The sequence below is a fragment of the Nonomuraea rosea genome (assembly GCF_039539705.1).
In the GTDB taxonomy this organism is placed as follows: domain Bacteria; phylum Actinomycetota; class Actinomycetes; order Streptosporangiales; family Streptosporangiaceae; genus Nonomuraea; species Nonomuraea rosea.
The window spans coordinates 110,868-136,063 of the sequence record NZ_BAABDQ010000025.1; the positions used below are offsets into that span (position 1 = coordinate 110,868).

General features: G+C 73.3%; 20 protein-coding genes and 1 pseudogene. 9 read left to right on the forward strand and 12 right to left on the reverse strand.

Annotation, left to right across the window (positions count from 1 at the left end; all coding sequences use genetic code 11):
* Positions 1-73: 73 nt before the first annotated feature.
* Entirely contained in the window at positions 74-2,866 is a 2,793-nt protein-coding gene (locus tag ABEA43_RS42370; protein WP_345571215.1) for a glycoside hydrolase family 2 TIM barrel-domain containing protein, read from the forward strand.
* Positions 2,867-3,004: 138 nt separating this feature from the next.
* On the opposite strand, the gene tuf is transcribed toward ABEA43_RS42370, so the two are convergent.
* From tuf to ABEA43_RS42385, 3 genes are all read right to left on the reverse strand, one after another.
* The gene (tuf, locus tag ABEA43_RS42375; RefSeq protein ID WP_345571217.1) at positions 3,005-4,177 is read right to left on the reverse strand and encodes an elongation factor Tu; all 1,173 of its coding nucleotides are present in this window, start codon (positions 4,175-4,177) and stop codon (positions 3,005-3,007) included.
* Between the two features lie 234 nt (positions 4,178-4,411).
* A complete protein-coding gene (locus ABEA43_RS42380; protein WP_345571219.1) occupies positions 4,412-5,062 on the reverse strand; it encodes a hypothetical protein in 651 nt (216 codons plus the stop codon).
* 25 nt (positions 5,063-5,087) lie between these two features.
* The gene (locus ABEA43_RS42385; protein ID WP_345571221.1) at positions 5,088-5,528 is read right to left on the reverse strand and encodes a helix-turn-helix domain-containing protein; all 441 of its coding nucleotides are present in this window, start codon (positions 5,526-5,528) and stop codon (positions 5,088-5,090) included.
* Between the two features lie 139 nt (positions 5,529-5,667).
* On the opposite strand from ABEA43_RS42385, the pseudogene ABEA43_RS42390 reads away from it, so the two are divergent.
* From ABEA43_RS42390 to ABEA43_RS42425, 8 genes and pseudogenes are all read left to right on the forward strand, one after another.
* A pseudogene (locus ABEA43_RS42390) lies at positions 5,668-6,000 on the forward strand (STAS domain-containing protein); the annotation flags it as partial.
* A 230-nt stretch (positions 6,001-6,230) separates the two neighbouring features.
* On the forward strand, positions 6,231-8,090 hold the full coding sequence (locus tag ABEA43_RS42395) for a S9 family peptidase (protein ID WP_345571225.1): 1,860 nt from the start codon (positions 6,231-6,233) through the stop codon (positions 8,088-8,090).
* A complete protein-coding gene (locus ABEA43_RS42400; RefSeq protein WP_345571227.1) occupies positions 8,066-9,364 on the forward strand; it encodes a serine hydrolase domain-containing protein in 1,299 nt (432 codons plus the stop codon). The genes ABEA43_RS42395 and ABEA43_RS42400 overlap by 25 nt, the downstream gene beginning before the upstream one ends.
* Positions 9,365-9,435: 71 nt before the next feature.
* On the forward strand, positions 9,436-11,022 hold the full coding sequence (locus ABEA43_RS42405) for a PucR family transcriptional regulator (protein WP_345571229.1): 1,587 nt from the start codon (positions 9,436-9,438) through the stop codon (positions 11,020-11,022).
* Between the two features lie 97 nt (positions 11,023-11,119).
* Entirely contained in the window at positions 11,120-12,688 is a 1,569-nt protein-coding gene (locus tag ABEA43_RS42410) for an ABC transporter substrate-binding protein (protein ID WP_345571231.1), read from the forward strand.
* The gene (locus ABEA43_RS42415; protein ID WP_345571233.1) at positions 12,689-13,705 is read left to right on the forward strand and encodes an ABC transporter permease; all 1,017 of its coding nucleotides are present in this window, start codon (positions 12,689-12,691) and stop codon (positions 13,703-13,705) included. It abuts the gene before it with no gap.
* A complete protein-coding gene (locus ABEA43_RS42420; RefSeq protein ID WP_345571235.1) occupies positions 13,705-15,510 on the forward strand; it encodes a dipeptide/oligopeptide/nickel ABC transporter permease/ATP-binding protein in 1,806 nt (601 codons plus the stop codon). Before ABEA43_RS42415 ends, ABEA43_RS42420 begins: the two co-directional genes overlap by 1 nt.
* Complete coding sequence (locus ABEA43_RS42425) at positions 15,507-16,184, forward strand: ABC transporter ATP-binding protein (RefSeq protein ID WP_345571237.1); 678 nt, start codon at positions 15,507-15,509, stop codon at positions 16,182-16,184. The genes ABEA43_RS42420 and ABEA43_RS42425 overlap by 4 nt, the downstream gene beginning before the upstream one ends.
* Positions 16,185-16,262: 78 nt before the next feature.
* On the opposite strand, the gene menC is transcribed toward ABEA43_RS42425, so the two are convergent.
* From menC to ABEA43_RS42470, 9 genes are all read right to left on the reverse strand, one after another.
* Positions 16,263-17,363, reverse strand: coding sequence for an o-succinylbenzoate synthase (gene menC, locus ABEA43_RS42430; RefSeq protein ID WP_345571239.1), 1,101 nt, complete (start codon positions 17,361-17,363; stop codon positions 16,263-16,265).
* Positions 17,360-18,118, reverse strand: coding sequence for a GNAT family N-acetyltransferase (locus ABEA43_RS42435; protein WP_345571357.1), 759 nt, complete (start codon positions 18,116-18,118; stop codon positions 17,360-17,362). Before ABEA43_RS42435 ends, menC begins: the two co-directional genes overlap by 4 nt.
* Before the next feature lie 157 nt (positions 18,119-18,275).
* Positions 18,276-18,830, reverse strand: a complete 555-nt coding sequence (locus ABEA43_RS42440) for an acyclic terpene utilization AtuA family protein (protein ID WP_345571241.1) — start codon at positions 18,828-18,830, stop codon at positions 18,276-18,278.
* 61 nt (positions 18,831-18,891) lie between these two features.
* Complete coding sequence (locus tag ABEA43_RS42445) at positions 18,892-20,478, reverse strand: Na+/H+ antiporter (RefSeq protein ID WP_345571243.1); 1,587 nt, start codon at positions 20,476-20,478, stop codon at positions 18,892-18,894.
* A 108-nt stretch (positions 20,479-20,586) separates the two neighbouring features.
* The gene (locus ABEA43_RS42450) at positions 20,587-21,567 is read right to left on the reverse strand and encodes a M24 family metallopeptidase (RefSeq protein WP_345571245.1); all 981 of its coding nucleotides are present in this window, start codon (positions 21,565-21,567) and stop codon (positions 20,587-20,589) included.
* The gene (locus ABEA43_RS42455; RefSeq protein ID WP_345571248.1) at positions 21,564-22,472 is read right to left on the reverse strand and encodes an ABC transporter ATP-binding protein; all 909 of its coding nucleotides are present in this window, start codon (positions 22,470-22,472) and stop codon (positions 21,564-21,566) included. The genes ABEA43_RS42450 and ABEA43_RS42455 overlap by 4 nt, the downstream gene beginning before the upstream one ends.
* Positions 22,469-23,287 (reverse strand): ABC transporter ATP-binding protein, encoded by an 819-nt coding sequence (locus tag ABEA43_RS42460; protein ID WP_345571250.1) that lies wholly within the window; start codon positions 23,285-23,287, stop codon positions 22,469-22,471. Before ABEA43_RS42460 ends, ABEA43_RS42455 begins: the two co-directional genes overlap by 4 nt.
* Positions 23,284-24,162, reverse strand: coding sequence for an ABC transporter permease (locus tag ABEA43_RS42465; RefSeq protein ID WP_345571252.1), 879 nt, complete (start codon positions 24,160-24,162; stop codon positions 23,284-23,286). Before ABEA43_RS42465 ends, ABEA43_RS42460 begins: the two co-directional genes overlap by 4 nt.
* Positions 24,159-25,187, reverse strand: a complete 1,029-nt coding sequence (locus ABEA43_RS42470) for an ABC transporter permease (protein WP_345571254.1) — start codon at positions 25,185-25,187, stop codon at positions 24,159-24,161. The genes ABEA43_RS42465 and ABEA43_RS42470 overlap by 4 nt, the downstream gene beginning before the upstream one ends.
* Positions 25,188-25,196: the final 9 nt, after the last annotated feature.

Sequence of the window (25,196 nt, forward strand, 5' to 3'; positions counted from 1 at the left end):
GCGGCGTCCGGCCGGAACGGACGGCGAACTCATCACTGACGAAAACGGCCAGAAAGTCATAAGCTCGGCGACGATGGATCTCGAAACTTTCACCCCCGGTTCGGGTCGCCTCGAACCCAGGGCAGCGCTCCGCTCCGACGCCCCCGCCCTCGACCTCAACGGCACGTGGCGCTTCCGGCTCTCGCCCACCGCGAAGGCGCCGGAAGACTTCGCACGGCCGGACTACGACGACACGGCCTGGGACGACCTGCCCGTCCCGTCGCACTGGCCGCTGCACGGGCACGGCGCCCCCGCCTACACGAACGTCTCCTACCCCTTCCCCATCGACCCGCCCCACGTCCCCGGCGAGAACCCGACCGGCGACTACCGGCGGGCGTTCGACCTGCCGGAGGGATGGACGGGCGGCAGGCTGCGCTTCGACGGCGCGGACTCCTTCACCCGCGTCTGGCTGAACGGTCACGAGCTGGGCTTCTCGACGGGCAGCAGGCTGCCGTTCGAGTTCGACGCGGGAGCCTGGCTGAGGCCGGGACGCAACGTGCTGGCCGTGCGCGTGTACCAGTGGTCGGCCGCCAGCTACCTGGAAGACCAGGACATGTGGTGGCTGCCCGGCATCTTCCGCGACGTCACGCTCACCCGCTCGGCCGCCGACGTGTTCGTGCACGCCTCGTACGAGGACGGGCGCGGCACGCTCTCCTTCGAGAGCTCCGGCGGACCCGTCACGCTGAGCGTCCCCGGCCTCGGCGTCTCAGGACTCCAGCCGGGCGCCGAGATCACGGTCGAGGCCGAGCCGTGGACGGCGGAGACGCCCCGCCTGTACGACGCCGTCGTGACCTCGCCCGAGGAGACGGTGAGCCTGCGCATCGGCTTCCGCACGATCTCCATCCAGGACGGCGTGCTCCTCGCCAACGGCCGCCCGCTGCTGCTCAAGGGCGTGAACCGGCACGAGTTCCATCCGGAGCACGGCCGCGCGGTGCCGTACGAGACGATGCGCGAGGACGTGCTGCTGATGAAGCGGCACAACGTCAACGCCGTCAGGACCAGCCACTACCCGCCGCACCCGGACTTCCTGGACCTGTGCGACGAGCTGGGCCTGTGGGTGATCGACGAGTGCGACCTGGAGACGCACGGATTCGGCCAGGTCGGCTGGCGGGCGAACCCGACCGACGACCCGCACTACGCCGACGCCCTGCTCGACCGCATGCGCCGGATGGTCGAACGCGACAAGAACCACCCCAGCATCATCATGTGGTCGCTCGGCAACGAGGCCGGCGTCGGCCGGAACCTGGCCGTCATGGCCGACTGGGCCCGCGAGCGCGACCCGTCCCGCCCGCTGCACTACGAGGGCGACCGGTCGTGCGCGCACACCGACGTCTACTCGCGCATGTACGCCTCCCACGCCGAGGTCGAGGCCATCGGCCGGCTCGCCGAGGACCCGCTGGACGACCCGGAGCTCGACGCGCGGCGGCGGGCGATGCCGTTCCTGCAGTGCGAGTACGCCCACGCCATGGGCAACGGGCCCGGCGGGCTGGCCGAGTACCAGGAGCTGTTCGCGCGCTATCCGCGGCTGGCCGGCGGGTTCATCTGGGAGTGGATCGACCACGGGCTGGCGCATCCCGCCTACGAGTACGCGTACGGCGGCGACTACGGCGAGCCCGTCCACGACGGGAACTTCGTGATCGACGGGCTCGTGTTCCCCGACCGGACGCCGTCGCCCGGGCTGCTCGACCTGAAGAAGGTGTTCGAGCCGGTCACGTTCGAGTTCGCGGACGGCGTGGTGCGGGTCGTCAACGGCTACGACTTCGCGGACCTGGCGCACCTGGCGTTCGTCGCCACGGTGCAGGCGGAGGGGGAGACGGTCGTCGAGCAGCGGCTCGACCTGCCGGCCGGAGGCGGCGAGGCCAAGGTGCCCGACGCGCCGGGCGGGGCCGGCGAGCGGTGGCTGACCGTGCGCGCGGTGCTGGCGGCGGACCAGCCGTGGGGCCCGGCGGGGCACGAGGTGGCCTGGGGCCAGACGCTCCTGGCCCCCGCGCCGTCCCGCCGTGAAGGCGGCGCGGCCCCCGGGCTTGTACGGGACGCCGGCGATATCGTCGCCGGGGACTCGGCCTTCGACGCCGGGAGCGGCCGGCTCGTGCGGCTGTTCGGGCTGGAGGTCGAGGGGCCCAGGCTCGACCTGTGGCGGGCTCCGACGGACAACGACAGGTACGGCGGCCTCGAAGGCAAGTGGCGCGCGCTCGGCCTGCACCGGCTCACCCACCGGGTGGACGCCGTCGAGCTCGATGACGCGCTGACCGTCCGCACCCGGGTCGCGCCGGCCGCGACGGACCTCGGGATGCGGGCGACGTACCGGTGGAGTGTGTCCGGGGACGGCGCGTTGCTGATGAGCCTGGACATCGAGCCTGAGGGCGAGTGGGCCGATCCGATCCCGCGGCTCGGCGTCACCATGTCGCTCCCGCGCTCCATCGGCGGGGTGACCTGGTTCGGGCCGGGGCCGGGGGAGGCGTACCCGGACACGGGCCTGGCCGCCCGCGTGGGCCGCTGGACGGCCACGATCGAGGAACTGCAGACGCCGTACGTCTACCCGCAGGAGAACGGGCATCGGGCCGGCGTGCGGTGGGCGGACTTCGGGGCGTTCACGGTGTCGGGGGATCCGGTGTTCGGGATGACCGCCCGGCGGTGGAGCACCGGCGAACTGGCCGCCGCCCAGCACCGCCCCGACCTCGTCCCGGGGGATCGGGTGCACCTCCACCTGGACCTGGCGCACCAGGGCATCGGCACGGCCACCTGCGGCCCCGGGGCGTTGCCGCAGTACGACCTGAAGGCGCACCGGGCGACGCTCAACCTCCGCTTCGACCGCGGCACCGCCTGAAAGGCCGGGCCGGAGGGGTCGCGCACGACGCCGGGTCCCGCTCAGCATGGGACCCGGCGGCACCACAGCTCCGGCCGGACGGGGGCGGGCACGTCCACGCACCCGGCCCCGGCCTCGAAGGCCGGGACCGGGTGGTGGTCAAGCGGGCACGGTGAGGATCGTGCCCGCGCCGACCGTCAGCCCGCCCTCGCGGATCGCGAAGCCGAGCCCCGGCTCGAGTGCGACGGCCTTGCCCAGCTCGACCGTCACCTCGACCGTGTCGCCCGGCTGCGCGGGCCCGGCCAGGCTCAGCTCGCCGGGCACGTCCGTCGTGCGCAGGTAGAACTGCGGCCGGTACCCGGCCGCGATCGGCCTGCGCCGCCCGCCCTCCTCCGCGGTCAGGAGGTAGAGGCGCGCGGTGAACGACGTGCGGGCCCGCTGGCTGCCCGGCTCGGCCAGGACCATGCCGCGCCGCACCTGCTCGCGGCGCACGCCGCGGAGCAGCACGGCCGCGTTGTCCCCGGCCTCGCCGCGCTCCATCGTCTTGCCGAACGTCTCCACGCCCGTCACGACGGCGACGAACCCGGAGCCGTCGCCGAACCCGACGGCCTCCACCGTGTCGCCGATCCGCACGGTGCCGCGCTCGATGGCCCCAGTGACGACCGTGCCGCGGCCGGTGACCGTCAGCACGTTCTCCACCGGCATCAGGAACGGCGCGTCCACGTACCGCAGCGGCACGGGGATGTGCTCGTCCACCGCCTGGAGCAGCGCCTCGACCGACGCCGTCCAGACCGGGTCGCCCTCCAGCGCCCGCAGCCCGGACACCCGGACCATCGGGACGCCGTGGTAGCCGTGCTCGGCCAGCATCTCCTGCAGCTCCAGCTCGACCAGGTCGGTCAGCTCGGGGTCGGCGCCGTCGGCCTTGTTGACGGCCACGACCAGGTGCTCGACGCCGACCCGCTTGGCGAGCAGCACGTGCTCGCGGGTCTGCGGCATGATCCCGTCGTGCGCCGACACCACGAGGATGGCCCCGTCGAGCTGCGCCGCCCCCGTGATCATGTTCTTCACGTAGTCGGCGTGGCCCGGCATGTCCACATGCGCGTAGTGCCTGGTGGCGGTCTCGTACTCGACGTGCGAGATGTTGATCGTGATCCCCCTGGAGGCCTCCTCCGGGGTGCGGTCGATCCGCTCGAACGGCGTGTACGTGGCCTGCCCGCGCTCGGCCAGCACCTTCGTGATCGCGGCGGTGAGCGTGGTCTTGCCGTGGTCGACGTGCCCCATCGTGCCGATGTTGAGATGCGGCTTGTTCCGTACGTAGGCCTGCTTGGCCATGGTTCCTTCCCTTTGACGCCTGGAATCCTCGTGACCCGTCAGGGCCGTCGACCTCCCCCCGCCGGGTCACTTCAGGACTTACGGGAAGAGGTCAGCGCTCCAGGCCGTCGCAGGCACGCTCGAACGCGCCCGGCACTGCGGGCGTCGCGAGGTGAGCGTGCAGGAACATGATGACCATAGTGAGGTCGTCAGCAGCGGCACGCAACGCAATATTCCCGGGCGCCAGGAAGCTCGTCAGGCCCGCGCGGGATAGGCGATCTCGGCCAGATCCTCTTCGAGACCGGCGAGATCGGCCTCCGGATTCAGCGCGGACACGATGCTCCGCGTCAACGGCCGGAGCGCGTAGACCGACCGCACCGCCTCAAGGTCCACCGCGACCTCGTAATACTCCTCCGCGAACTTCTGATACGCCTCCGGCCTGCCGTCGAGCAGCACGTCGAACAACCGCCCGGCGCCGCCGTCGTCCGTCGTCCCGGTTCGCCACTCCGCGTCGTCGCGCTCGCGCCAGAAGCACACCGTCGCCTGGGGCGTGCCCGCCGGGTCGCTGAACGCGGCCTCCGTGATCTGGGCGCGAAACGCCTCCGGCACCGACTCGAACAGGCCGGGCCACGGCGCCGGCGGGTCGGCGCGGTACGGGCTCATCGGGGATTCGTGGTCGAAGCCCCGCGCGTACGCGCCCGCCGGCGAGAAGACGATCGAGTACTCGTTCCCGCTTCCGTCACGCATCGAGGCCATCTCCTCGGCGGGGGACCACCGGCAGTTGTACGAGTAGTACCGGAACGCCCATTCAGGGCTCATGATCGCATCCAGCATGGCCAGGGCGCGGGAGCGATCCCGCACCGTCGCGATGCTGGGCAACTGACGGATCACTTCATGGGTGGACATGGGGCTATCTAAGCCGCAGAAGGCATCAGAGGCCGCCTTCTGGGCCGGCCACCTGCTCGGCCACTCGCCCGATCCGCGCCAGCCGGGCCAGGGCGGGACGCGACAGGACCGCCTCGATGTCGTGCAGCGCGACGATCAGCTCCTCGACACCGTCCAGCGGCGACTCCCGCTCCCTGCTCAGCAGGACACTCCGGTAGTCCTCGGGCGAGACGGTGCGGCCGGGCAGCTCGACCTCGTCGTCCTCCACACGGAACAGCGCGGGGATGGAGGTGTCCAGGGCCAGCGCGAGGCTGGTCAGCTCGGCGGCGGTGAACGCGCGCTGGCCGCGCTCGGCCTGGTGGACGGCCTGCCGGCTCCAGGGCCTGTCCAGGTAGCCGCCCAGGGCCTCGCCCAGCTCGGTCAGCGACAGCTTCCGCTCGCCACGCAGCCGGGCGATCTGCCGCCCGATCGCCTCTTCGACCCGCACCTGATCTCCCCTGGGTTGTCATTCCCCGCGATGACAACGACATGACGGCGTTGACCGAAAAATCGTTATCAAGTAGTGTAAAGATACAGAATTACCGGTCAATGCCGTCCATGACAAGCCTGGCGGATGGGATGGGTGAATGTCAGATTTCCAGCTAGACGTGAAAGGCCCGATCGGCGACTGCGCCGTGCTCGTCGTCGCCGGCGAGATCGACCTCGACACCGCGCCCCGCGTCCGCGAGCGGCTGCTGGACCTGGCCGACAAGGGGATCCGGCACGTCATCGCGGACCTCACCGGAGTGGGCTTCCTCGACTCGACCGGCCTGGGAGTCCTCGTGGGCGGACGCAAGCGGATGCGCACCCACGACGGCTCGCTCACCCTCGTGACCGGCTCGGAGCGCATCCTGCGGGTCCTCCGGGTCACCGGGCTGGTGGCGGTGCTGCCGCCCCGGCCGACGGTCCTCGACGCGATCGGCTCCGACCCGCACTGGCGGCAGGCCGCCGAGCGGGCGGCGGGCACCGCGGAGGAGTGGTGCGCCCGGCAGGGGCTGCGCTGACCCCGGGGTCCACCTCACGGTGATCGGCCGGATCGGGCATCGGACGGGGGTCCGGCGGCCGGGGTTGGTGGCCGCGCACAACCAGGGGCCGTCCGTTCGTGGCGCAGACCGAAGATGGGCGGGCGGCACTGGCCTACCGTTTGACCATGACGCGTCTCGTCCTGGACGACCTCTACCGCATCGCCGTTCCCTCCGATCCACGGCTGCGCCCCGACGGCGGCGCGGTCGCGTACACGCTGACCACCGCCGATCGCGACGCCGACGAGAACCGTACGGAGATCTGGCTCGCCGCCCCGGGCACGCCGCCGCGCCGGCTCGCCGAGGGGAGCGCCGCCCGGTGGTCGCCCGACGGCCGGACGCTGGCGTATCTGCGCCCGGTGGACGGCAGGCCGCAGATCCACCTGCTGCCGATGGACGGCGGCGAGCCGCGCCCGCTCACCTCCCGTGAGGACGGCGCGGGCGCGCCGGTGTGGTCGCCGGACGGTACGCGGATCGCCTTCGCGGGCCCCGTCACCACCGGAGCCGCCGCGCACGCGCCCGTGGTGGCCGACCGGCTGGACCACAAGGCGGACGGCACGGGCCTGCTGCGCGGCGTGAGCGTGCACCTGTTCGTCGTGGACGCGGCCACCGGGCGCACGGCGCAGGTCACCGGCGGCGACTTCCACGCGGGCGAGCCGTCGTGGTCGCCGGACGGCACCCGGCTGGCGTTCGTGGCGAACATGGAGCCGGGCCGCGACCTGGAGGCCGGCGGCGCGGCGTACGCCGTGGACGCGCGCGAGGACGCCGAGCCCGAGCGGCTGACCGACCCCGAGCTCATCTGCGCGGGAGCGTGGTGGCTCGGCGAGCGGCTGGTCGTCGCGGGGCTGAAGGGCGATCCCGTCGGGCACGTCCGCCTGTTCACGCTCGGCCCCGGCGGGCCCGGCGAGGTGGAGACGGGGCTGGACCGCAACGTCATGATCGGCCATCCCGGATACCCGGGCGCGGTGCCCGCGCTGCTGGGCGACGACCTGCTGTTCTGCGCCCGCGACCGCGGCTCGACGCACCTCTACCGGGCTCCCGCCGAGCGGCTGGTCCCGGAGGAGACGAGCGTGTCGGGGGCGAGCGTGGCCGCGGGCCTGATCGCGTACGTGGCCGCGACCCCGCACAGCGCCGGCGACGTCTACCTCGCCCGCCCGGACGGCGCGGACGAGCCCGCCCGCCTCACCGACTACGCGCTGGACGACGTGGAGCTGTTCACGCCGGGCCGCCGCACGTTCACCGCGCCCGACGGCACCCCCGTCGAGGGATTCGTGCTGCGCGACGAGAACGCCACCACCCCGGGCCCGCTCCTGCTGGACGTCCACGGCGGCCCGCACAACGCCTGGGCGCCAATCTTCGACGGCGTCCACCTCTACCACCAGAGCCTGGTCGCCCGCGGCTGGACCGTGCTCACCCTCAACCCCCGCGCCAGCGACGGCTACGGCGAGGCCTTCTACAAGGCGGCCGTGGGCGCCTGGGGCCTGGCCGACACCCAGGACTTCCTCACCGCGATCGACGACCTGGTGGCCGACGGCACGGCCGATCCCGAGCGGCTGGCCGTCACCGGCTACAGCTACGGCGGCTACATGACGTGCTGGCTGACGACCAGGACCGGCCGGTTCAAGGCCGCGATCCCGGGCGGCTGCGTGAGCGACCTGACCAGCATGGCGGGCACGTCCGACATGGGCTTCCAGCTCAAGACGTACGAGTGCCCGGGAGACCTGGCCGCGCAGTCCCCGATCACCCGCGTCGGCGAGGTCACCACCCCGACCCTCGTCCTGCACGGCGAGAACGACGACCGCTGTCCCGTCGGCCAGGCCGAGCAGTGGTTCGCGGCGCTGCGCGAGCAGCGGGTGCCCGTCCGGCTGGTGCGCTATCCCGGCGCGAGCCACCTGTTCATCCTGAACGGCCGGCCCTCACACCGGTTCGACTACAACGAGAGGATCATCGCGTGGCTGGAGCAATGGATCAGCGTCTCCCCGAGCTGATCGCCCAGTACGAGGTGCCCGGCGCCACGCTGGCGTACCTGCATCAGGGCGAGCTGCACGAGTACGCCGCCGGCACACTCAACCTGGACACCGGCGTCGAGGCGACCCCGGACTCCCTCTTCCAGATCGGCTCGGTCACCAAGGTCTGGACCGCCACCCTGGTCATGCGGCAGATCGAGCAGGGCAGGCTGACGCTCGACACGCCGGTGAGCGAGGTGCTGCCGGAGTTCAGGGTGGCGGACGCGGAGGTGACCAAGAGCGTCACCATCAGGCATCTCCTCTCCCACACCAGCGGCATCGACGGCGACCTGTTCATCGACACCGGGCGCGGCGACGACTGCGTGGCGAAATACGTCGAAGCCTGCGCGGACCTGATCCAGAACCACCCCCTGGGCGCCACCCAGTCCTACTGCAACTCCGGGTTCGTCATCGCGGGCCGGGTGCTGGAGCGGCTGACCGGCAAGCGCTGGGACGACGTGCTGCGCGAGCAGATCTCCGAGCCGCTCGGCCTCACCCACACCTGGACCCTGCCGGAGGACGTGCTGCGCTTCCGCGCCGCGATGGGCCACGCCGACGGCAAGACCGCCCCGGTGTGGCAGCTCATGCGGTCGATGGGCCCGGCCGGGCTGGTCTGCGCCAGGGCCGCCGACGTGGTGGCCTTCGGCCGCGCCCACCTCGAAGGCGGCCTGCTGGACGACCCCGCGGCCATGTGGGAGCCGCAGGTGGACATCCCGAACCCGTACACCCTCGGCAGGCAGTGGGGGATCGGCTGGATCCTCGACGAGTGGAGCGGCCGCCGCGTCATCTCCCACGGCGGCAACACCATCGGCCAGCACGCCATGCTGTGGGCCGTGCCGGACACCGGCACCGTCGTGTGCGCGACCGCGAACGGCGGCCACGCCAACTCCTTCACCCGGGCCCTGGCCACGGAGCTGTTCGCCGAGCTCGACGGGCTGACCGTGCCGGTCTCGCCGGAGCCGCCCGGGACGCCCGCCGACGTGGACGCCGGGCGCTTCACCGGCGTCTACGAGCGGGCCGGAGCGCGGCTGACGGTGTCGATGCGCGACGGCGAGCCGTGGCTCCGGTACGAACCCACGGGCGCGCTGGCCGCCCTCCAGCCGCCGGAGGAGTGCTCGCTCGTGGCCGTCGACGACGTGACGTTCGTGTGCAAGCTGGGCGGCGCGCCCGACTGGACGTCCGCGGTGTTCTACGAGCTGCCGGACGGCTCCCCGTACGTGCACCTCGGCGCGCGCGCCACCCCGAAGATCGGCTGAGGAGGCGTCGTGGACCCGCTCGGTGACCCCGCGCGCGGCTGATGTCCGTTCACGTGGAATATCGTGACCAGATGCGGAATCGTCCGCGCGCCAGTCTCGGGCGGATCCTGCAGGATCTCGGCACCACCGTCCTCGACGTGGCCGCGTCCCCTGGTGACCTCGACACCGAGGTCACCGGCGTGCACATCTACGACCCGCTGGACGAGCTGATCGTCCCGCGGGGCGGGATCCTGCTCGCCGTCGGGGTGCAGGGCGCGGCCGACATCTGCGCCCTGCTCGGCCGGGCGCCGCAGGCCGCGGGCGTCGTGGTGAAGCTGCCCGTGGACGCCGACGAGCGGGTGCGGGCCACCGTGCTGGAGACCGGCGTCGCCGTGCTCGGCCTGACCAGGGCCGCCTCTTGGTCCCAGGTGGCCGCCCTGCTGCGCTCCCTGCTGGCGGAGGGCGACCTGGCCGAGCCCGGGGAGGAGTCGCAGGGAGACCTGTTCTCGCTGGCCAACGCCGTCTGCGCGCTGCTCGACGCGCCCGTCACGATCGAGGACAGGTCCTCGCGGGTGCTCGCGTTCTCGGGGCGGCAGGACGAGGCCGACCAGGGCCGCGTCGAGACCGTGCTCGGCCGCGAGGTGCCCGAGCGCTACCTGCGGCTGCTCGACGAGCGGGGCGAGTTCAAGCGGCTCTACCAGAGCCGCGAGCCCATCTACATCGAGATCGACGATGGCACCGTCGTCAACCGCGCCGCCGTCGCGGTGCGCTCGGGCGACGAGATCCTCGGCTCCATCTGGGCGGCCGTCCGCGAGCCGCTGAGCGAGCAGCGGCAGCGGGCACTCGCCGACGCCGCGAAGATCGTGGCGCTGCAGCTGCTGCGCGAGCGGGCCGGGGCCGACACCCAGCGGCGAATGCGCGCCGACCTGCTGTCCACCGTGCTGGCCGGCGGCGCGGACGCCGCCGAGGCGGCCGGCCGGCTCGGCATCGCGACCACCCGCCTGTGCGTGCTGGCCGCCCAGCTCGCCGACGCCGACGCCGCCGACCCGGCCAGGGGCGAGAGCGACCGGCAGCGCTTCTGCGACGCGCTCGCGCTGCACGTCGGGGCCATCCATCCGAAGGCCGCCGCCGCGCTCGTCGGCTCCGTCGCGTACGCGGTGCTGCCGCTGCACTCGACCGGCGAGGAGGAGGCGCGGGCCGTCCGCGTGGCGGAGAGCTTCCTGGCCAGGGTCGGTCCCCGGCACGCGGCCAACGTCGGCGCGGGCCGCCTGGCGCTCAGCCTCGCGCAGGTCGCCAGGTCGCGGGCCGACGCGGACCGGGCGCTGCGCGTGCTGCGCTCGCGGGGCACGACCGGGCAGGCCGCCGGCTACACCTCCGTCCACTTCGAGTCGCTGCTGCTCCAGGTCGCCGACGTGGCCGCCGCGGAGGAGCAGACGCCCACCGGCCCCTACCAGCGGCTGCTCGACCACGACGCCGAGCACGGGACCGAGCTGGCCGCGACCCTGCGGGCGTACCTGGACGCGTTCGGCGAGGTGAACATCGCCTCGGCCCAGATGCACATCCACGCCAACACCTTCCGCTACCGGCTCAAACGCCTCCTCGAGATCAGCGGACTCGACCTGTCCGACCCGGACGCCCGGCTCACCGCGATGCTGCAGATGCGGATCTTCGGCCGGTAGCACCAGGACGCCCGCCTTTTTCGTGATCGGGCACGAAGAACCAGCCTGGACGAGCGGCGAAGGTGGTGCACATCCCCCACGCCCGTCTGGAGTCACCATGAGAAAACCAGCAGCAGCGGCACTCACCGCGCTCGCCCTGCTCGCGGCTGCCTGCGGTGGAACGGACGGCGGTGAGCAGGCCACCGGCGGCACCTTCACCTTCGCGCTGCCCTCCGATCCCGGCGTCCTGGACCCGGCCATGGGCGTGCTATCGGTCACCAACACCGTCCTGTCCCTGGCCTACGACACCCTCGTGCACGCCTCGGCGGCCGGAAAGATCGTTCCGGGGCTGGCCCAAACCTGGCAGGTCACGCCCGACGCCGTCACCTTCACCCTGCGCAAGGGCGTCACCTGCGCCGACGGCGCGCCGATGACCGCCTCCGACGTCGCGGCGAGCGTCAACCACATCGCCGACCCGGCCACGAAGTCGCCCGTCTACGGCGTGTTCGTCCCCACCGGGATGAAGGCCGAGGCCGACGACGCGGCCGGCACGGTGAAGCTGTCCATGCCCGAGCCGTTCAGCTTCATCCTGGAGAGCGCGCGGAGCATCTTCGTCGTGTGCGGCAAGGGCGTCAAGGACCGATCCCTGCTGGCCAGGGGCACCTCGGGCAGCGGGCCCTTCCGGCTCACGGAGGCGGTGCCGAGCGACCACTACACGTTCAAGGCGCGCAGGGACTACGCCTGGGGGCCGGACGGCGCCAGCGGCAAGGACCTCCCGGAGACGGTGGTGCTCAAGGTCGTGCCGAACGAGCAGACCGCCACGAACCTGCTCGTCTCCGGCACCCTCAACGGCGCCGTCCTGTACGGCCCCGACCGCGCCCGCCTGGAGGCCGACCCCCGTGTCACCAAGAAGGTGGTCCCGTACGGGAACGGCCAGTTCTTCTACCACCAGGGCGACGACAGGCCCGCCCACGACCCGGCCGTGCGCAAGGCCCTGACCCAGGCCGTGGACCTCAAGGAGCTGGCCGGGATCGCCTCCAGCGGCACCGGCAGACCCGCCACCGGGCTCGTCCTCGACCCGCGCCCGTGCCAGGGCGACACCGTCACCGGGCACCTGCCCGCCTTCGACGCGGCGGCCGCCGCGTCCGCGCTGGACGCGGCGGGCTGGCGGCCGGGCGGCGACGGGATCAGGGTGAAGGACGGCAAGCGGCTGACGCTGCGGCTGCTGTACGCGACGACCAGGGGCGCGGGGGTGCAGGCGGCGGCGGAGTACCTGGGCGCCGCCTGGCGCAAGGCCGGGGTCGAGGTGAAGCTGAACGGCGGGATCGACGCCAAGGTGTCGGAGTCGCTCAACGCCGCCCAGGACTGGGACGTCGCCTGGGTGCCGATCGGCGTCACGCTGCCCTCGCAGCTCACGGGGTTCCTGTCGGGGCCCGGCGCGCCCAAGGGCGCCAACTTCGCGCACCTGTCCAACAAGCGGTACGAGTCGCTCGTCGCCAAGGCCGGTCTGCTGCCGTCCGCCGAAGGGTGCGCGTCGTGGCAGGAGTCCGAGTCGGCCCTGTTCGAGAACGCCGACCTGATCCCGGTGGTGCAGAACACGGTGCTGCAGGCGAGCAAGGGGGCCGCGTACGAGATGCAGGGCGGGCTGTTCGTGGCCTCCTCGATCCGGCTCACCGAGGGAGGCTGAATGAGCGACCCCCGCACACCCCTCGCCGACCGGACCTCGTCGGCGGGGGCGCGGGCACGGGTGGGGGCGCGGCGGGCCCTGCGACGAGGCCTGAGGAGAGCACTGCGGTTCGCCGTGTCGCTGGCCGTGCTCCTGGTCGCGTCGTTCGCCATGATCCACCTGATCCCCGGCGACCCCGTGCGCACCTCCCTCGGCCCGGCCGCGCCGGTCGAGCTGGTGGAGGCGCGCAGGGCGGCGCTCGGCCTGGATCGCCCGCTTCCCGAGCAGTTCACCACGTACGTCACCAACGTCTTGTCCGGAAATTTCGGTACTTCGTTCTTGACGAGTGAACCGGTGGGCGAGGTCATCACGGCCCGCCTGCCCAACACCCTCGCGCTCGCCCTCCTCGCCACCGCCGTCGCCCTGCTGGCCGCGATCCCCCTCGGCATGTGGGCCGCCATCCGCACGGAGAACGGCCGCAACAGGGGCACGGACCTCGGCTTCAGCGCCTCGACGGGCACCGCCGTGGCCGTGCCCGAGTTCCTGTACGCGATCGGCCTGGTGGCCCTGTTCGCCATCGGCCTCGGCTGGTTCCCGCCGGCCGGCAAGTCCGGGCCCATCACGTACGTCCTGCCCGTCCTGGCACTCGCGGCCGGCCCGATCGCCATGATCGCCCGCATCTCGCGGGTGGAGACGCTGCGCGAGCTCGGCACCGACTACGTGCGGCTGGCCAGGGCCAAGCGGCTGCCGGCGGCCCGGCTGCACATCAGGCACGTGCTGCCGAACACGCTCACCGCGACGCTCACCGTCGGCGGCCTGCTGCTGACCTCGCTCATCGCCGGCGGCGTGCTCGTCGAGTACGTCTTCGCCTGGCCGGGGCTCGGCATGAAGATCGTCGAGGCGATCACGCAGAAGGACTACCCCGTCGCCCAGGGCGTGATCCTCGTCTACGGCGCGATCGTGCTGATCGTGAACCTCGGCGTGGACCTGGCACTCGGCGCGCTCGACCCGACCTCCGAGCTCAAGGAGCAGACCTGATGTCCGTCCGGTGGAGCGGCCCCGCCGTGGCGGGAGCCGCGATCGTGACGCTCATGGCGGCGCTGGCCGTCGCGGGCCCGCTGGTCTGGGGCGACACCGCCGAGCGCATCGACGCCGCCGCCATCCTCCAGGGAGCCTCGGCCCAGCATCCCCTGGGCACCGACAGCCTGGGCCGCGACCTGCTGGCCAGGGTCCTGGTGGCCGGGCGGTACTCGCTCGCCCTGGCCATCGCGGCCACGGTCATCGGCGCCGTGACCGGCATCGTGCTCGGGGCGCTGCCCTCGGTGCTCCCCAGGCGCGCCGCCGCCGTGGCCTCGGGGACGGTCAACGCCCTGGTGGCCTTCCCCGGGCTGCTGCTGGCCATGTTCACGGCCGTCGTCACCGGCCTGGGGGCGCGCGGCGCGGTGCTCGGCATCGGGGTGGCGATCGCGCCGGGCTTCGCCAGGCTCACCAGGACGCTGGCCGCCGCCGTGGCCGGGGCCGACTACGTCGCCGCCGCCCGCCTGCTCGGCGTCCCCCGCCGCCTGATCCTGACCAGGCACGTGCTGCCCAACATCGCCGAGCCGCTCATCCTCAACCTGGCCCAGGCGCTCGGCGGCGCGCTGCTGGGCCTGGCCGGGCTGTCCTTCCTGGGGCTGGGGGTGCAGCCGCCGTCGTTCGACTGGGGGCGGCTGCTGTTCGACGGCTTCCCGCGCATCTACGTGACGCCCGAGGTCGCGCTCGGCCCGGCGGCGGCCATCGCCCTGGCCGGCATCGGCTTCAACCTGCTGGGCGACGCGCTGGCCAGGGCCGCCGCTCGCAGGCCCGCCACGCGCCAGGAGGCCCGCGGGCCCGCCGTGGCCACGCCGGGGGAGCCGGAGCCGGGAGCGGTGCTGGAGATCAGCGACCTGACCGTCACGTTCCCCGGCGGCTCGGCCCCGGTACGTGAGCTGTCCCTGACCATGGCGCCCGGTGAGATCGTCGGCCTGGTGGGGGAGTCGGGCAGCGGCAAGAGCATGACCGCGGCCGCGATCGGCGGGCTGGTGCCGTACCCGGGGACGGTGACCTACGGGCGGCTGCACCTCGGCGGCAGGGACGTGGCCACGCTCTCGGCCAAGGAGTTCGGCACCGCGCTCGCGATGGTGTTCCAGGACCCGCTGGCCGCGCTCAACCCGGCGCTCAAGGTGGGCGGCCAGCTCGCCGAGGTGGCGATCGTGCACGAGGGCGCGAGCCGTGCCGAGGCCCGCCGCCGGGCCGTGGACCGGCTCGGCCACGTGCACCTGCCCGAGCCGGAGCGGCGCGCCGCGCAGCACCCGCACGAGCTGTCGGGCGGCATGCGGCAGCGCGCCGTGATCGCGATGGGCCTCATGGGCACGCCCCGCCTCATCGTCGCCGACGAGCCCACGACCGCGCTCGACGTCACCGTGCAGGGGCAGATCCTGCGGCTGCTGCGCGAGGTCGTGGCGGAGACGGGCGCGGCGACGCTGTTCATCTCGCACGACATCGCCGTCGTGGGCGGGCTGTGCGACCGCGTCGTGGTCATGTACGCGGGCCGGATCGTGGAGGAGCTGAGCGCGAGCCGGCTGGCCGGCGGGGCCGCGCACCCCTACACCAGGGCGCTGATCGCCTCCCTGCCCGACCTCGACACCGACAGGAGCAAGCCGCTGGCCGGCATCCCCGGCGCCCAGCCGCCCCCCACCGACGCCGGGCCCGGCTGCGCCTTCGCCCCCCGATGCGCCCTGGCCACCGATCGCTGCTCGGCCGAACGTCCAGAACTTGTCGCGCACGGCCCGGGGCAGCGGGTCGCCTGCTGGGAGGTTTCATGATCATCAAGAACCTGACCGTGCGCTTCGGCGCCTTCACCGCCGTGGACGACGTCACGCTCGACCTGCCGGACGGCCAGATCGTCGGGCTCGTCGGCGAGTCGGGATCCGGCAAGTCGTCGCTGGCCAGGGCGGTCTGCGGGCTCCTGCCGCACACCGGGAGCGTCGAGGGCGCCCGGCGCGTGCAGATGGTGTTCCAGGACCCGTACGCGTCGCTGAACCCCCGCATGACCATCGGCAGGACGATCGCCGAGGGCATCAGGACCGGGGACCGCGAGCGGGAGGCCGAGCGGCTGCTCGGGCTCGTCCGGCTGCCGCCCGAGCTGGCCGGCCGCTACCCGCGCGAGCTGTCCGGCGGCCAGCGGCAGCGCGTCGCGATCGCCAGGGCCCTGGGCGGCGACCCCGGCCTGCTGGTCGCCGACGAGATCACCAGCTCGCTCGACGTGTCCGTGCAGGGCGCGGTGCTCAACCTGGTACGCGGGCTGCGTGACGAGCTGGGGCTGACCATGCTGTTCATCTCGCACAACCTGGCCGTGGTCAGGTACGTCGCCGACGTGGTCGCCGTCATGCACCAGGGGCGGCTGGTCGAGACCGGGCCCGCCGAGCAGGTCGTCGGCGCGCCACGGCACGACTACACGCGCGCCCTGCTGGCGGCGGTCCCGCGACTCGCGAAGTGACCGGCCCGCCCCCGGCGCGGCGCGGCCCCACCGGGTGATCGGCCCGCCCCCGGCGCCGCTCGCGCCGGGGGCGCGGTCTCACAGCGTGATCCACTCCGTCGAGGTGGTCACCTCGTCGAGCACCGAGGGGATCGGCTCGACGCCCAGCCCCGGCCCCGCCGGGACCTCCAGATGCCCGTCCACCAGCTCGAACGGCTCCGTCACGTCGGTCGCGTAGTAGCGCCGCGACCCCGAGGTGTCACCCGGCAGCGTGAACCCGGGCAGCGCCGCCAGCGCCACGTTCGCGGCCCGGCCGAGCCCCGTCTCCAGCATGCCGCCGCACCACACCGCGATGCCGTTGGCCCGGCACAGGTCGTGGATGCGCCGCGCCTCCAGGTAGCCGCCGATCCGGCCGGGCTTGATGTTGACGATCGAGCACGAGCCCAGCGCGATCGCGGCGGCGGCGTGCTCGGCCGACTCGATCGACTCGTCCAGGCAGATCGGCGTCCTGAGCCGGGTGGCCAGCTTGGCGTGCTGGACCAGGTCGTCGTTGGCCAGCGGCTGCTCGATCAGCAGCAGGTCGAACGCGTCGAGCCGGGCCAGCCGGGGGGCGTCGGTCAGGGAGTAGGCGGCGTTGGCGTCCACCTGGAGGAGCACGTCGTCGCCGAACCGCTCGCGCACGGCCCTGACCGGCTCGACGTCCCAGCCGGGCTCGATCTTGAGCTTGATGCGGACGTAGCCCTCGTCCAGATAGCCGCCGACGGCGTCCAGGAGCTGCGGGATCGAGTCCATGATGCCGACGGACACCCCGCACGGCACCCGGGAGCGGGCCGCGCCGAGGAACCGGCCGAACGACTCGCCCGCCGCCCTGAGCTGCGCGTCCAGCACCGCCGTCTCCACCGCCGCCTTGGCCATGCGATGGCCCTTGATCGGCTCCAGCGCGCGGGCGACGTCGTTCGCGTCGAGGCTCTTCGGCAGGGCGGGCAGCAGGAAGCGGCGGATCACCTCCGCGGCGCCGTCCACGTACTCGGAGGAGTAGAGCGGCTCGGACATGGCCACGCACTCGCCCCACCCCTCGGCATCCGGCGTCACGACCCTGACCAGCAGGACGTCGCGAGAGGTCTCGGTGCCGAACGACGTGCGGAACGGCGCCACCAGCGGCATCGCGATCCGCCGCAGCTCTACCCCAGTGATCTTCACACTTTCTCCACTACATAGAAGGACTTACCGGAGAACCCCGTGACCCTGCGCCCCTCGGCCATCAGCCCGCCGAGCACGTCGCGTACGGCATGCCGCCAGGCCTTGGCCGTTCCCGGGTCGGACCCGCGCAACCCCTCGATGTCCTCAGGCACCGCGACCAGCACGGTGTCGGCGTCGGGGGAGCCGGGCGCCGGGCGCCCGCCCTCGTCGGCGAGGGCGATCACCGCGTCCGGCGGCACCTGCGCTGCCACCGGCTCGCGACGCGCGAGCGCCGCCACGTGCGGCGCGGTCAGCGACCAGACGGCGAGCAGCCGGTCGGACTCGTCGCCCTGGTTGATCGCGTCGCCCATGACCCCGTAGAAGCACGGCAGGTACTCCTGCGGCCGGGCGCCCAGCTTGGCCAGGTTGAAATGGGCGTTGCGGCGCACCAGGGGATCGTAGGTCCAGGTGATGCGGCCGAGCTCGCGCTCCAGGGCCCAGCGGCGCTGGTGCAGCTTGAGCTCCAGCCCGATGCCGCGCCCGGCCGCCGTGCCGGTGACGTGCGAGTGCAGCGCGCCGCCCGCGGCGAGGAACCCGACCGAGCCGCCCACCAGCCGGTCGCCCTCGAAGGCGCCGGCCACGTAGCCGCCCGCGTGCGCGAGCGCCACCATCATCTCCATGGTGATGGGCGGGTCACCGGGCCCGAAATGCCAGATGTCCTCGAACAGCGCGTAGACGCGCTCGAACTCCGCGATCTCGTGGAGCTCCCTGACCACGGCCAACCTGCCGCCTCCCTTCACGCGACGTCTCGTGGGACGTCTCAGCCGAGACATGGACACCCACCGGAGACGTTATGCCATGGCGCGGGCACCGGATTCGTGCCGGATCACCAAGAGAGAGGCGTTCCTTCGTCCGCATGCCCCATCGGGCGATTCAGGGGGTGCCCGCGCAGGGGGCGATGCGGATCCGGCTGGGCGCCACCTGGCTGAGGCGTACGGACTCCAGCGGCACCGTGACCTCCGGCGTCCGGTAGCGCCCGCCCGCGAACCACGCGGCCAGGCACGCCCGCAGCGCCGGCTCCGTCACGTTCCCGTCGAGGGAGCTGCGGCCGTCGCGGCAGATCTCGGCCACGCACGGGCCCGGCTGCGCCGCCAGCGCCAGCCCGGCGACGGTCGCGCCCGCCAGCGCGCCGAGATCACCGCGCGTCCAGCCGTAGTGCCACATGCCCGCCGCCACCACCGGCGCGGCGGGGCAGCAGCCGGGTGCGGTGATCACCACGTCCAGCCCCTGGAGCAGCGCCCGCGCGATCTCTCCCGCGCCGCACGCGGCGCGGGAGCCGACCCGCAGGCCGGGCAGCGCCGGCACGGGGCCGCCCGTCGCGTAGATGAGCTTGGTGCCCGTACGGAGCTGGCCGGGGCCGCTGTCGCGCCATCCGCAGACGACGACGTCGACGGACTCGGCAGACCTCCACGTGCCGATACGCAGCATATTTCATGGATTACCCTTTGCCGTGAATCGTCACACACAGTCACGGCTGGAAGGGCGGAAGTCAGCGCAGGCTCCTGGCGTCCAGCTCGCGCAGGACCCGCGACACCACCTGAGGGTCGGCGCTGGGGTCCCGCCGGGCGTCCAGGACCGCCTGCCTGGCGGCGGACATCATCTCCCCCTGCACCCGGCGCACCAGCTTGACCCGCCGCGCCCGCTGCTCGTACGCCTCGCGCCGCTCCTCGTCGGCCGCCTCGGGGCTGATCCGCAGCGCGTAATCCGTCATGCGCCGGTCGAGCGCCTCGACGATCTCGTCGGGCAGGTCCTCGGCCTCGTCGATCTCCCGCAGCCGCCGCCTGGCCGCCTTGGCGGCACGGAGCGCCAGCGTCTTCTCCAGCTCCCGCTCGGCCGCCGTGTCGGCCTTGACCCCCAGCCTCGACACCAGCCACGGCAGCGTCAGCCCCTGGGCCACCAGCGTCGTCAGGATGACGGCGAACGCGACGAACACGATCACCGAGCGCTCGGGGAACGGCGACCCGTCGTGGATCTCCAGCGGGATGGCCAGCGCCAGCGCCACCGACGCCACCCCGCGCATCCCGGCCCACCACATGACCACGGTCTCCCGCCAGGTCAGCGGGATCTCGGTGGTCTCGTGCCCGGCCGCGCTCGTCTTCTTGGCCAGCCAGGCCGCCGGGAGCAGCCAGACGAGCCGTACGAGCACCACCACCGCCACCACGACGGCGCTCCAGCCGAGCACGAGCCAGGGCCGGCCGTGCACCGTGCCGAGCACGCCGTGCAGCTCCAGCCCGATCAGCCCGAACGCGATCCCCGTCACCAGCGTGTCCACGACCTGCCAGAACGTCCCGGCCGCGAACCTGCCGACCACGTCGTCCGCGTCCGACATGCGATCGCTGAGGTAGAACGCGCTGGTCAGCACCGCCAGCACGCCGGACCCGCGCAGCTCGTCCGCCAGCGCGTACGCCACGAACGGCACCACCAGCGACAGCCCCACCTGCAGCGTGGCGTCGCCGAGCAGGTCCATCAGCCAGGCACCCAGCCACCCGAGCGCCAGCCCCACCAGCACGGCCACCACCGCCGACAGCACGAACTCGGTCAGCGCCCCCGGCCACGAGAACGCGCCGGTCACGACGGCCGCGATGGCCACGTGGTAGAGCACGATCGCGGTGACGTCGTTGAACAGGCCCTCGCCTTCGAGCAGCGACACCATGCGCCTGGGCAGGCCGAGCCGCCCGGCCACCGCCGTGGCCGCGACCGGGTCGGGCGGCGCGACGAGCGCGCCCAGCGCCACGGCCGCCGCCAGCGGCAGCCCGGGCACGAGCGCGTGCGCCGTCACCGCCACGGCCGCCGTCGTCACGAACACCAGCGCCACCGCCAGCAGGAAGATCGGCTGCCAGTTCGCGGCGAACTGCCGCCACGACGTACGCTGCACCGCCGCGTACAGCAGCGGCGGCAGCAGCAGGGGCAGCACGACGCCCGGCGGGATGTCCACGTCGGGGACGAAGGGCAGGACGGCGAGCACGATGCCGAGCAGCGTCATCAGCACCGGCGCCGGCAATCCGAGCCGGTCGCCGACCGGGACCGTGATCAGCGCGCCCAGCAACACCAGCATGAGCAGCACGAACTGGTCCACGACACCCCCCGTCGGTCGCCGACCAGCGTAATCGAGCGCTCACGGCCCGTGCGCGCGCCCCGCCCGTCACCGGTCCAGCAGTCACGGGGCGTGCGTGCGGGAGGTCTCTTACCGGTCGAGGACGCGCAGGGTGTGCGGGGACGCGCCCAGCACCACCGGCCCGTCGTCCGTGCAGGCCACCACGTCGGCCACCCGCGCCCCGAACAGGTCCGGCACGTAGATGGCCGGCTCCAGGCAGAAGGTCATCCCGGCCGCCAGCACGGTGTCCTCCCCGGGCCGCGGCCCCTCGTCATGGCCCAGCCCGACGCCCCTGCCGACGTGCGCCGCCGCGAACCGCCCGTACCCGCTCCCGTCGATCACCTCGCCGACGGCCCTGGCCAGCTCGCCCGCGGGCACGGCGGGCCGCAACGCGGCCAGCCCGGCCCGGTAGGCGGCCAGCACCACCGAGTACATGGCCTCGAAGTCCTCGGGCGGCTCGGCCACGGCGAACACCCTGGCCACCTCCGCGCAGTAGCCGCCCCACCGCCCGCACACCGAGACCAGCAGCGCGTCCCCGGGATTGATCACCCGCTCGCCCGGCACGTGCGCGGGCCGCGCCGTGTGCTCGCCCGCCGCCACCCGCAGCGCCGCCACCTCCTCGCAGCCCGACTCCAGCAGCAGCGCGCGCAGCCGGTGGGCCATCGCCCGCTCGGTCGCCCCGAACCAGGCCAGCTCCCCGGCCTGCGCCAGCACGCCCTCCGCGGCCGCCACCGCACGCCCGATCGCCTCGACCTCGGCCGGCTCCTTACGCAGCCGCAGCGGCGCCAGCACGGAGGAGGCGGGCACCAGCTCCGCCTCGACCGCCAGCGCGAACAGCTCGCGCACCCGCATCTCCGGGTCCACGCCCACCCGCCGCGCGCCCGGGGGCACCAGCCCGGCCGGGTCGGCGGTCTCGGCGACGGCGTCGGAGGTCACGACGAGATACCCGCCGCCGTCACCGTCCCCCCAGAGGAAGCGGAAGTCGGGCGACGGCCGCAGGATCAGCGCGTCGAGCCCGGCCTCCCGCATGGCGGCCCGCACGGCCGCCACGCGCCCCCGCCCCGGCCTCACTTCGGCTCATGCAGCCAGCAGGCGACCGGCCCGAACTCCGGCTCCTTCACACGGCACACGTCCATCACGAGCGGGCAGCGCGGGTGGAACCTGCACCCTTCCGGCGGGTTCGCCGGATCGGGCACGTCACCGGGCAGCTCGGCGGGCAGCACCCCCAGCCCGTCCGGCTTCGGGATGGCCTGCAGCAACGCCTTCGTGTACGGATGCCGCGGCTCCGCCCACACCTCGGCCGTGCCGCCCACCTCCACGATCTTGCCCAGGTACATGACAGCGATCCTGTCGGCGATCAGCCGCACCACGGACAGGTCGTGGCTGATGAACAGCAGCCCCGCGCCCGAGTCCACGGCCAGATCCCGCATCAGCCTGGCCACCTGCGACTGGGCCGAGGCATCCAGCGCCGAGATGGGCTCGTCGCCGATCAGCAGTCGCGGCCGGGCCGCCAGCGCCCTGGCGATGGCGATGCGCTGCCGCTGCCCGCCGGAGAACTCGTGCGGATGCCGCCCCGCGAAGTCGCGCGGCAGCCCGACGCGTTCCAGCAGGTCGGCGGGCGTGGTGGTGGTGTCGCCCGCGGTGCGCAGCCCGTCGGCGATCTGGTCGCCGACCCGGCGCCGCGGGTTGAGCGACGCGTACGGATCCTGGAACACCATCTGGATCCCGGTCAGCTTCCTGCGCCGCAGGCCGAGCGGCGTGACCGGCTGCCCGTCGAAGGCGATGGAGCCCTCGGTGATCGGGTTCAGCCCGCAGACGGCGCGGGCGAGCGTCGACTTGCCGCATCCCGACTCGCCGACCAGGCCCACCACCTCGCCGGGCCGGACGTCGAGGCTCGCCCCCGCGACGGCCCGCACGACGGGCCGGCCGGGGGAGCGGTGCTCGACGACCAGGTCGTCAACGGTCAGCAGGCTCATCGCACCTCCGCATCGGGGCCGGAACCGGGCTCATCGGCCCCTGTGCCGGACGCTGTGTCGGGCAGGGAGTCCAGGAGCGCGCGGGTGTAGGGGTGCGCGGGCTCCCGCAGCACCCGGCCGCGCGGCCCGGACTCCACGACCAGGCCGTCCTTCATCACGCTCACCTCGTCCGCGACCGCCGACATGACGCCGAGGTCGTGGGTGACCAGCAGCACGGCCAGCCCGAGTTCGTCGCACAGGCCGCGCAGCAGCCGCAGCACGCCCGCCTGCACGGTCACGTCCAGCGCCGTCGTGGGCTCGTCGGCGATCAGCACCTTGGGGGAGCAGGCCAGCGCGACGGCGATCGCGATCCGCTGCCGCATCCCGCCGGAGAACTGGTGCGGGAAGCGCCGGTAGGCCTCCTCCGGCCCGGGGATGCGGACCTTGCCCAGCAGCTCCACCGCCCGCTGCCGCGCCTCGGCCTTGCCCAGCCGCAGGTGGTGCCGCATGTGCTCGGTGAGCTGCCGGCCGATGGTGAGCATCGGGTGCAGGCTGGTCGCCGGGTCCTGGAAGACCATGGCGACCTCGCCGCCGCGCACCCGGTTCAGCTCCTTGGGCGGCAGCGTGAGCAGGTCGCGCTCGCCGAGCCTGATCGCGCCGGAGGCCCGCGCGCCGTGCGGCAGCAGGCCCAGCACGGCCAGCCCGGTCATCGTCTTGCCCGAGCCGCTCTCGCCGGCAAGTCCGTGCACGCGGCCCGCTTCGAGCTTGAGGTCGACGCCGCGCAGGATCTCCTTGCCGCCGATCGACACCTTCAGGTCCGTGATGTCCAGCGTCACAGCGCACGCTCCTTGATCGCGCGGGCCGTACGGGGGTCGAGCGCGTCCCGCAGCGTGTCACCGAGGAAGTTGAACGCCAGCACCACCGTCAGGATCGCCAGCCCGGGGAACGTCGCCACCCACCAGCTGTCGAACACGTCCACCCCCGAGGCGACCATCGCGCCCCACTCGGGAGAGGGCGGCTTGGCGCCCAGGCCCAGGAACGACAGGCCGGACAGCAGCAGCAGCGCGGTGCCGATGTCCAGCGTGGCCAGCACGAGGATCGGCCCGGTCACGTTCGGCAGCACGTCCACGCGCAGCGAGCGCCACACCGAGAAGCCCAGCAGCCGCCCGCTCAGCACGAACTCCCGCTCCCGCACGCCCAGCACCAGGCCGCGGGTGACCCTGGCGTAGGCGGGCCAGGCCACCACCAGCACGGCCAGGACCGCGTTGGTCAGGCTCGCCCCGAGCGCCGCCGCCACCACCATGGCGAGGATCACGGTCGGGAACGCGAACACGAGGTCCGCCACCCGCATGATCGTCTCATCCACCCATTTGCCGAAATATCCAGCGCACGCGCCCAGCAGCCCGCCGATCAGCACCGACAACGCCACCAGCAGCAGCGTCAGCGGGATCGACACCCGCGCCCCGTACATGACCCGGCTCAGGATGTCGCGCCCGAGCTGATCGGTGCCGAACCAGTGGCCGGGCCCCGGGGGCGCCAGCCGCGGCAGCTCCTGGGCGAGGGGGTCGTGCGGCGCCAGCAGCGGCGCGGCCAGCGCGACGACCACCCAGGCCACGGCCAGCACGCCGCCGACGATGGCCAGGGGCTGCCGCCACGCCTCGGGGAGCCGCCGCAGCAGGCTCTTGCGGGCCAGCGGGTCCCGGCGTCTCATTGCAGCCTCACTCGGGGATCGATGACGCCGTACAGGACGTCCACGATCAGGTTGATGACCAGGTAGACGATGCCCACGACCAGGCCGACGCCCATGACGGCGGGCAGGTCGAGGGTGGTGGCGCTCTTGTAGGCGTACTGGCCGACGCCCGGCCAGGCGAAGATCGCCTCGACCAGCACGGTGCCGGACAGCAGGCTGCCGAACGCCAGTCCCGCCACGGTGATGATGGGCACCAGGGCCGAGCGCAGCACGTACCTGAGCAGGATGGTCCGGCCGGGCAGGCCCTTGGCCCTGGCGGCGCGGACGTAGTCCTGCCCGAGCACCTCCAGCACCGCCGAGCGGGTGAAGCGGGTGAGCAGCCCGATCGTGTAGAGCGCCAGCACCAGCGCGGGCGTGACCAGATGGCCCGCCGCGGAGGTGAAGATGTCCCAGCGGCCCGCCAGCAGCGCGTCCACCGTCTGCAGCCCGGTCACGGCCGGCGCGGAGCCGAGCGCCGCGTCCACCCGCCCGCTGCCCGGGGTGATCTGCAGCCGGTAGAAGAACACGTAGAACGCCAGCAGTGCCAGCCAGAACGTCGGGACCGAGATGCCGATCAGGCTCAGCACCCGCAGCAGGTGGTCCGGCAGCCGGTCCCTGCGCAGCGCCGCCACGACCCCGAAGGCGACGCCCAGCACCAGCGAGACCAGGATCGCCGCCCCCGCCAGCTCCAGCGTCGCGGGCACGAACTCGGCCAGGTCCTGGCTCACCGGGCGATGACTCTGCTGGCTGGTGCCGAGGTCGCCCTGGACCAGCCCCTGCAGGTGCAGCAGGTACTGCTGCCACAGGGGCTTGTCCAGGCCGTGCTCGGTCCGCCACTGGGCGACGATGGCCGGGTCACCGAGGGCCCGCTGGCCCAGGTTCGCGGCCACGGGGTCGCCGGGCACCAGGTTCGTCAGCACGAACGTGACGAGGGTGATGCCCCAGGCCATCAGCACGGCCAGCAGGATGCGCCGGACGAGGAAGCGCGCGAACGGATGCGCGGACACCTGCGAGCC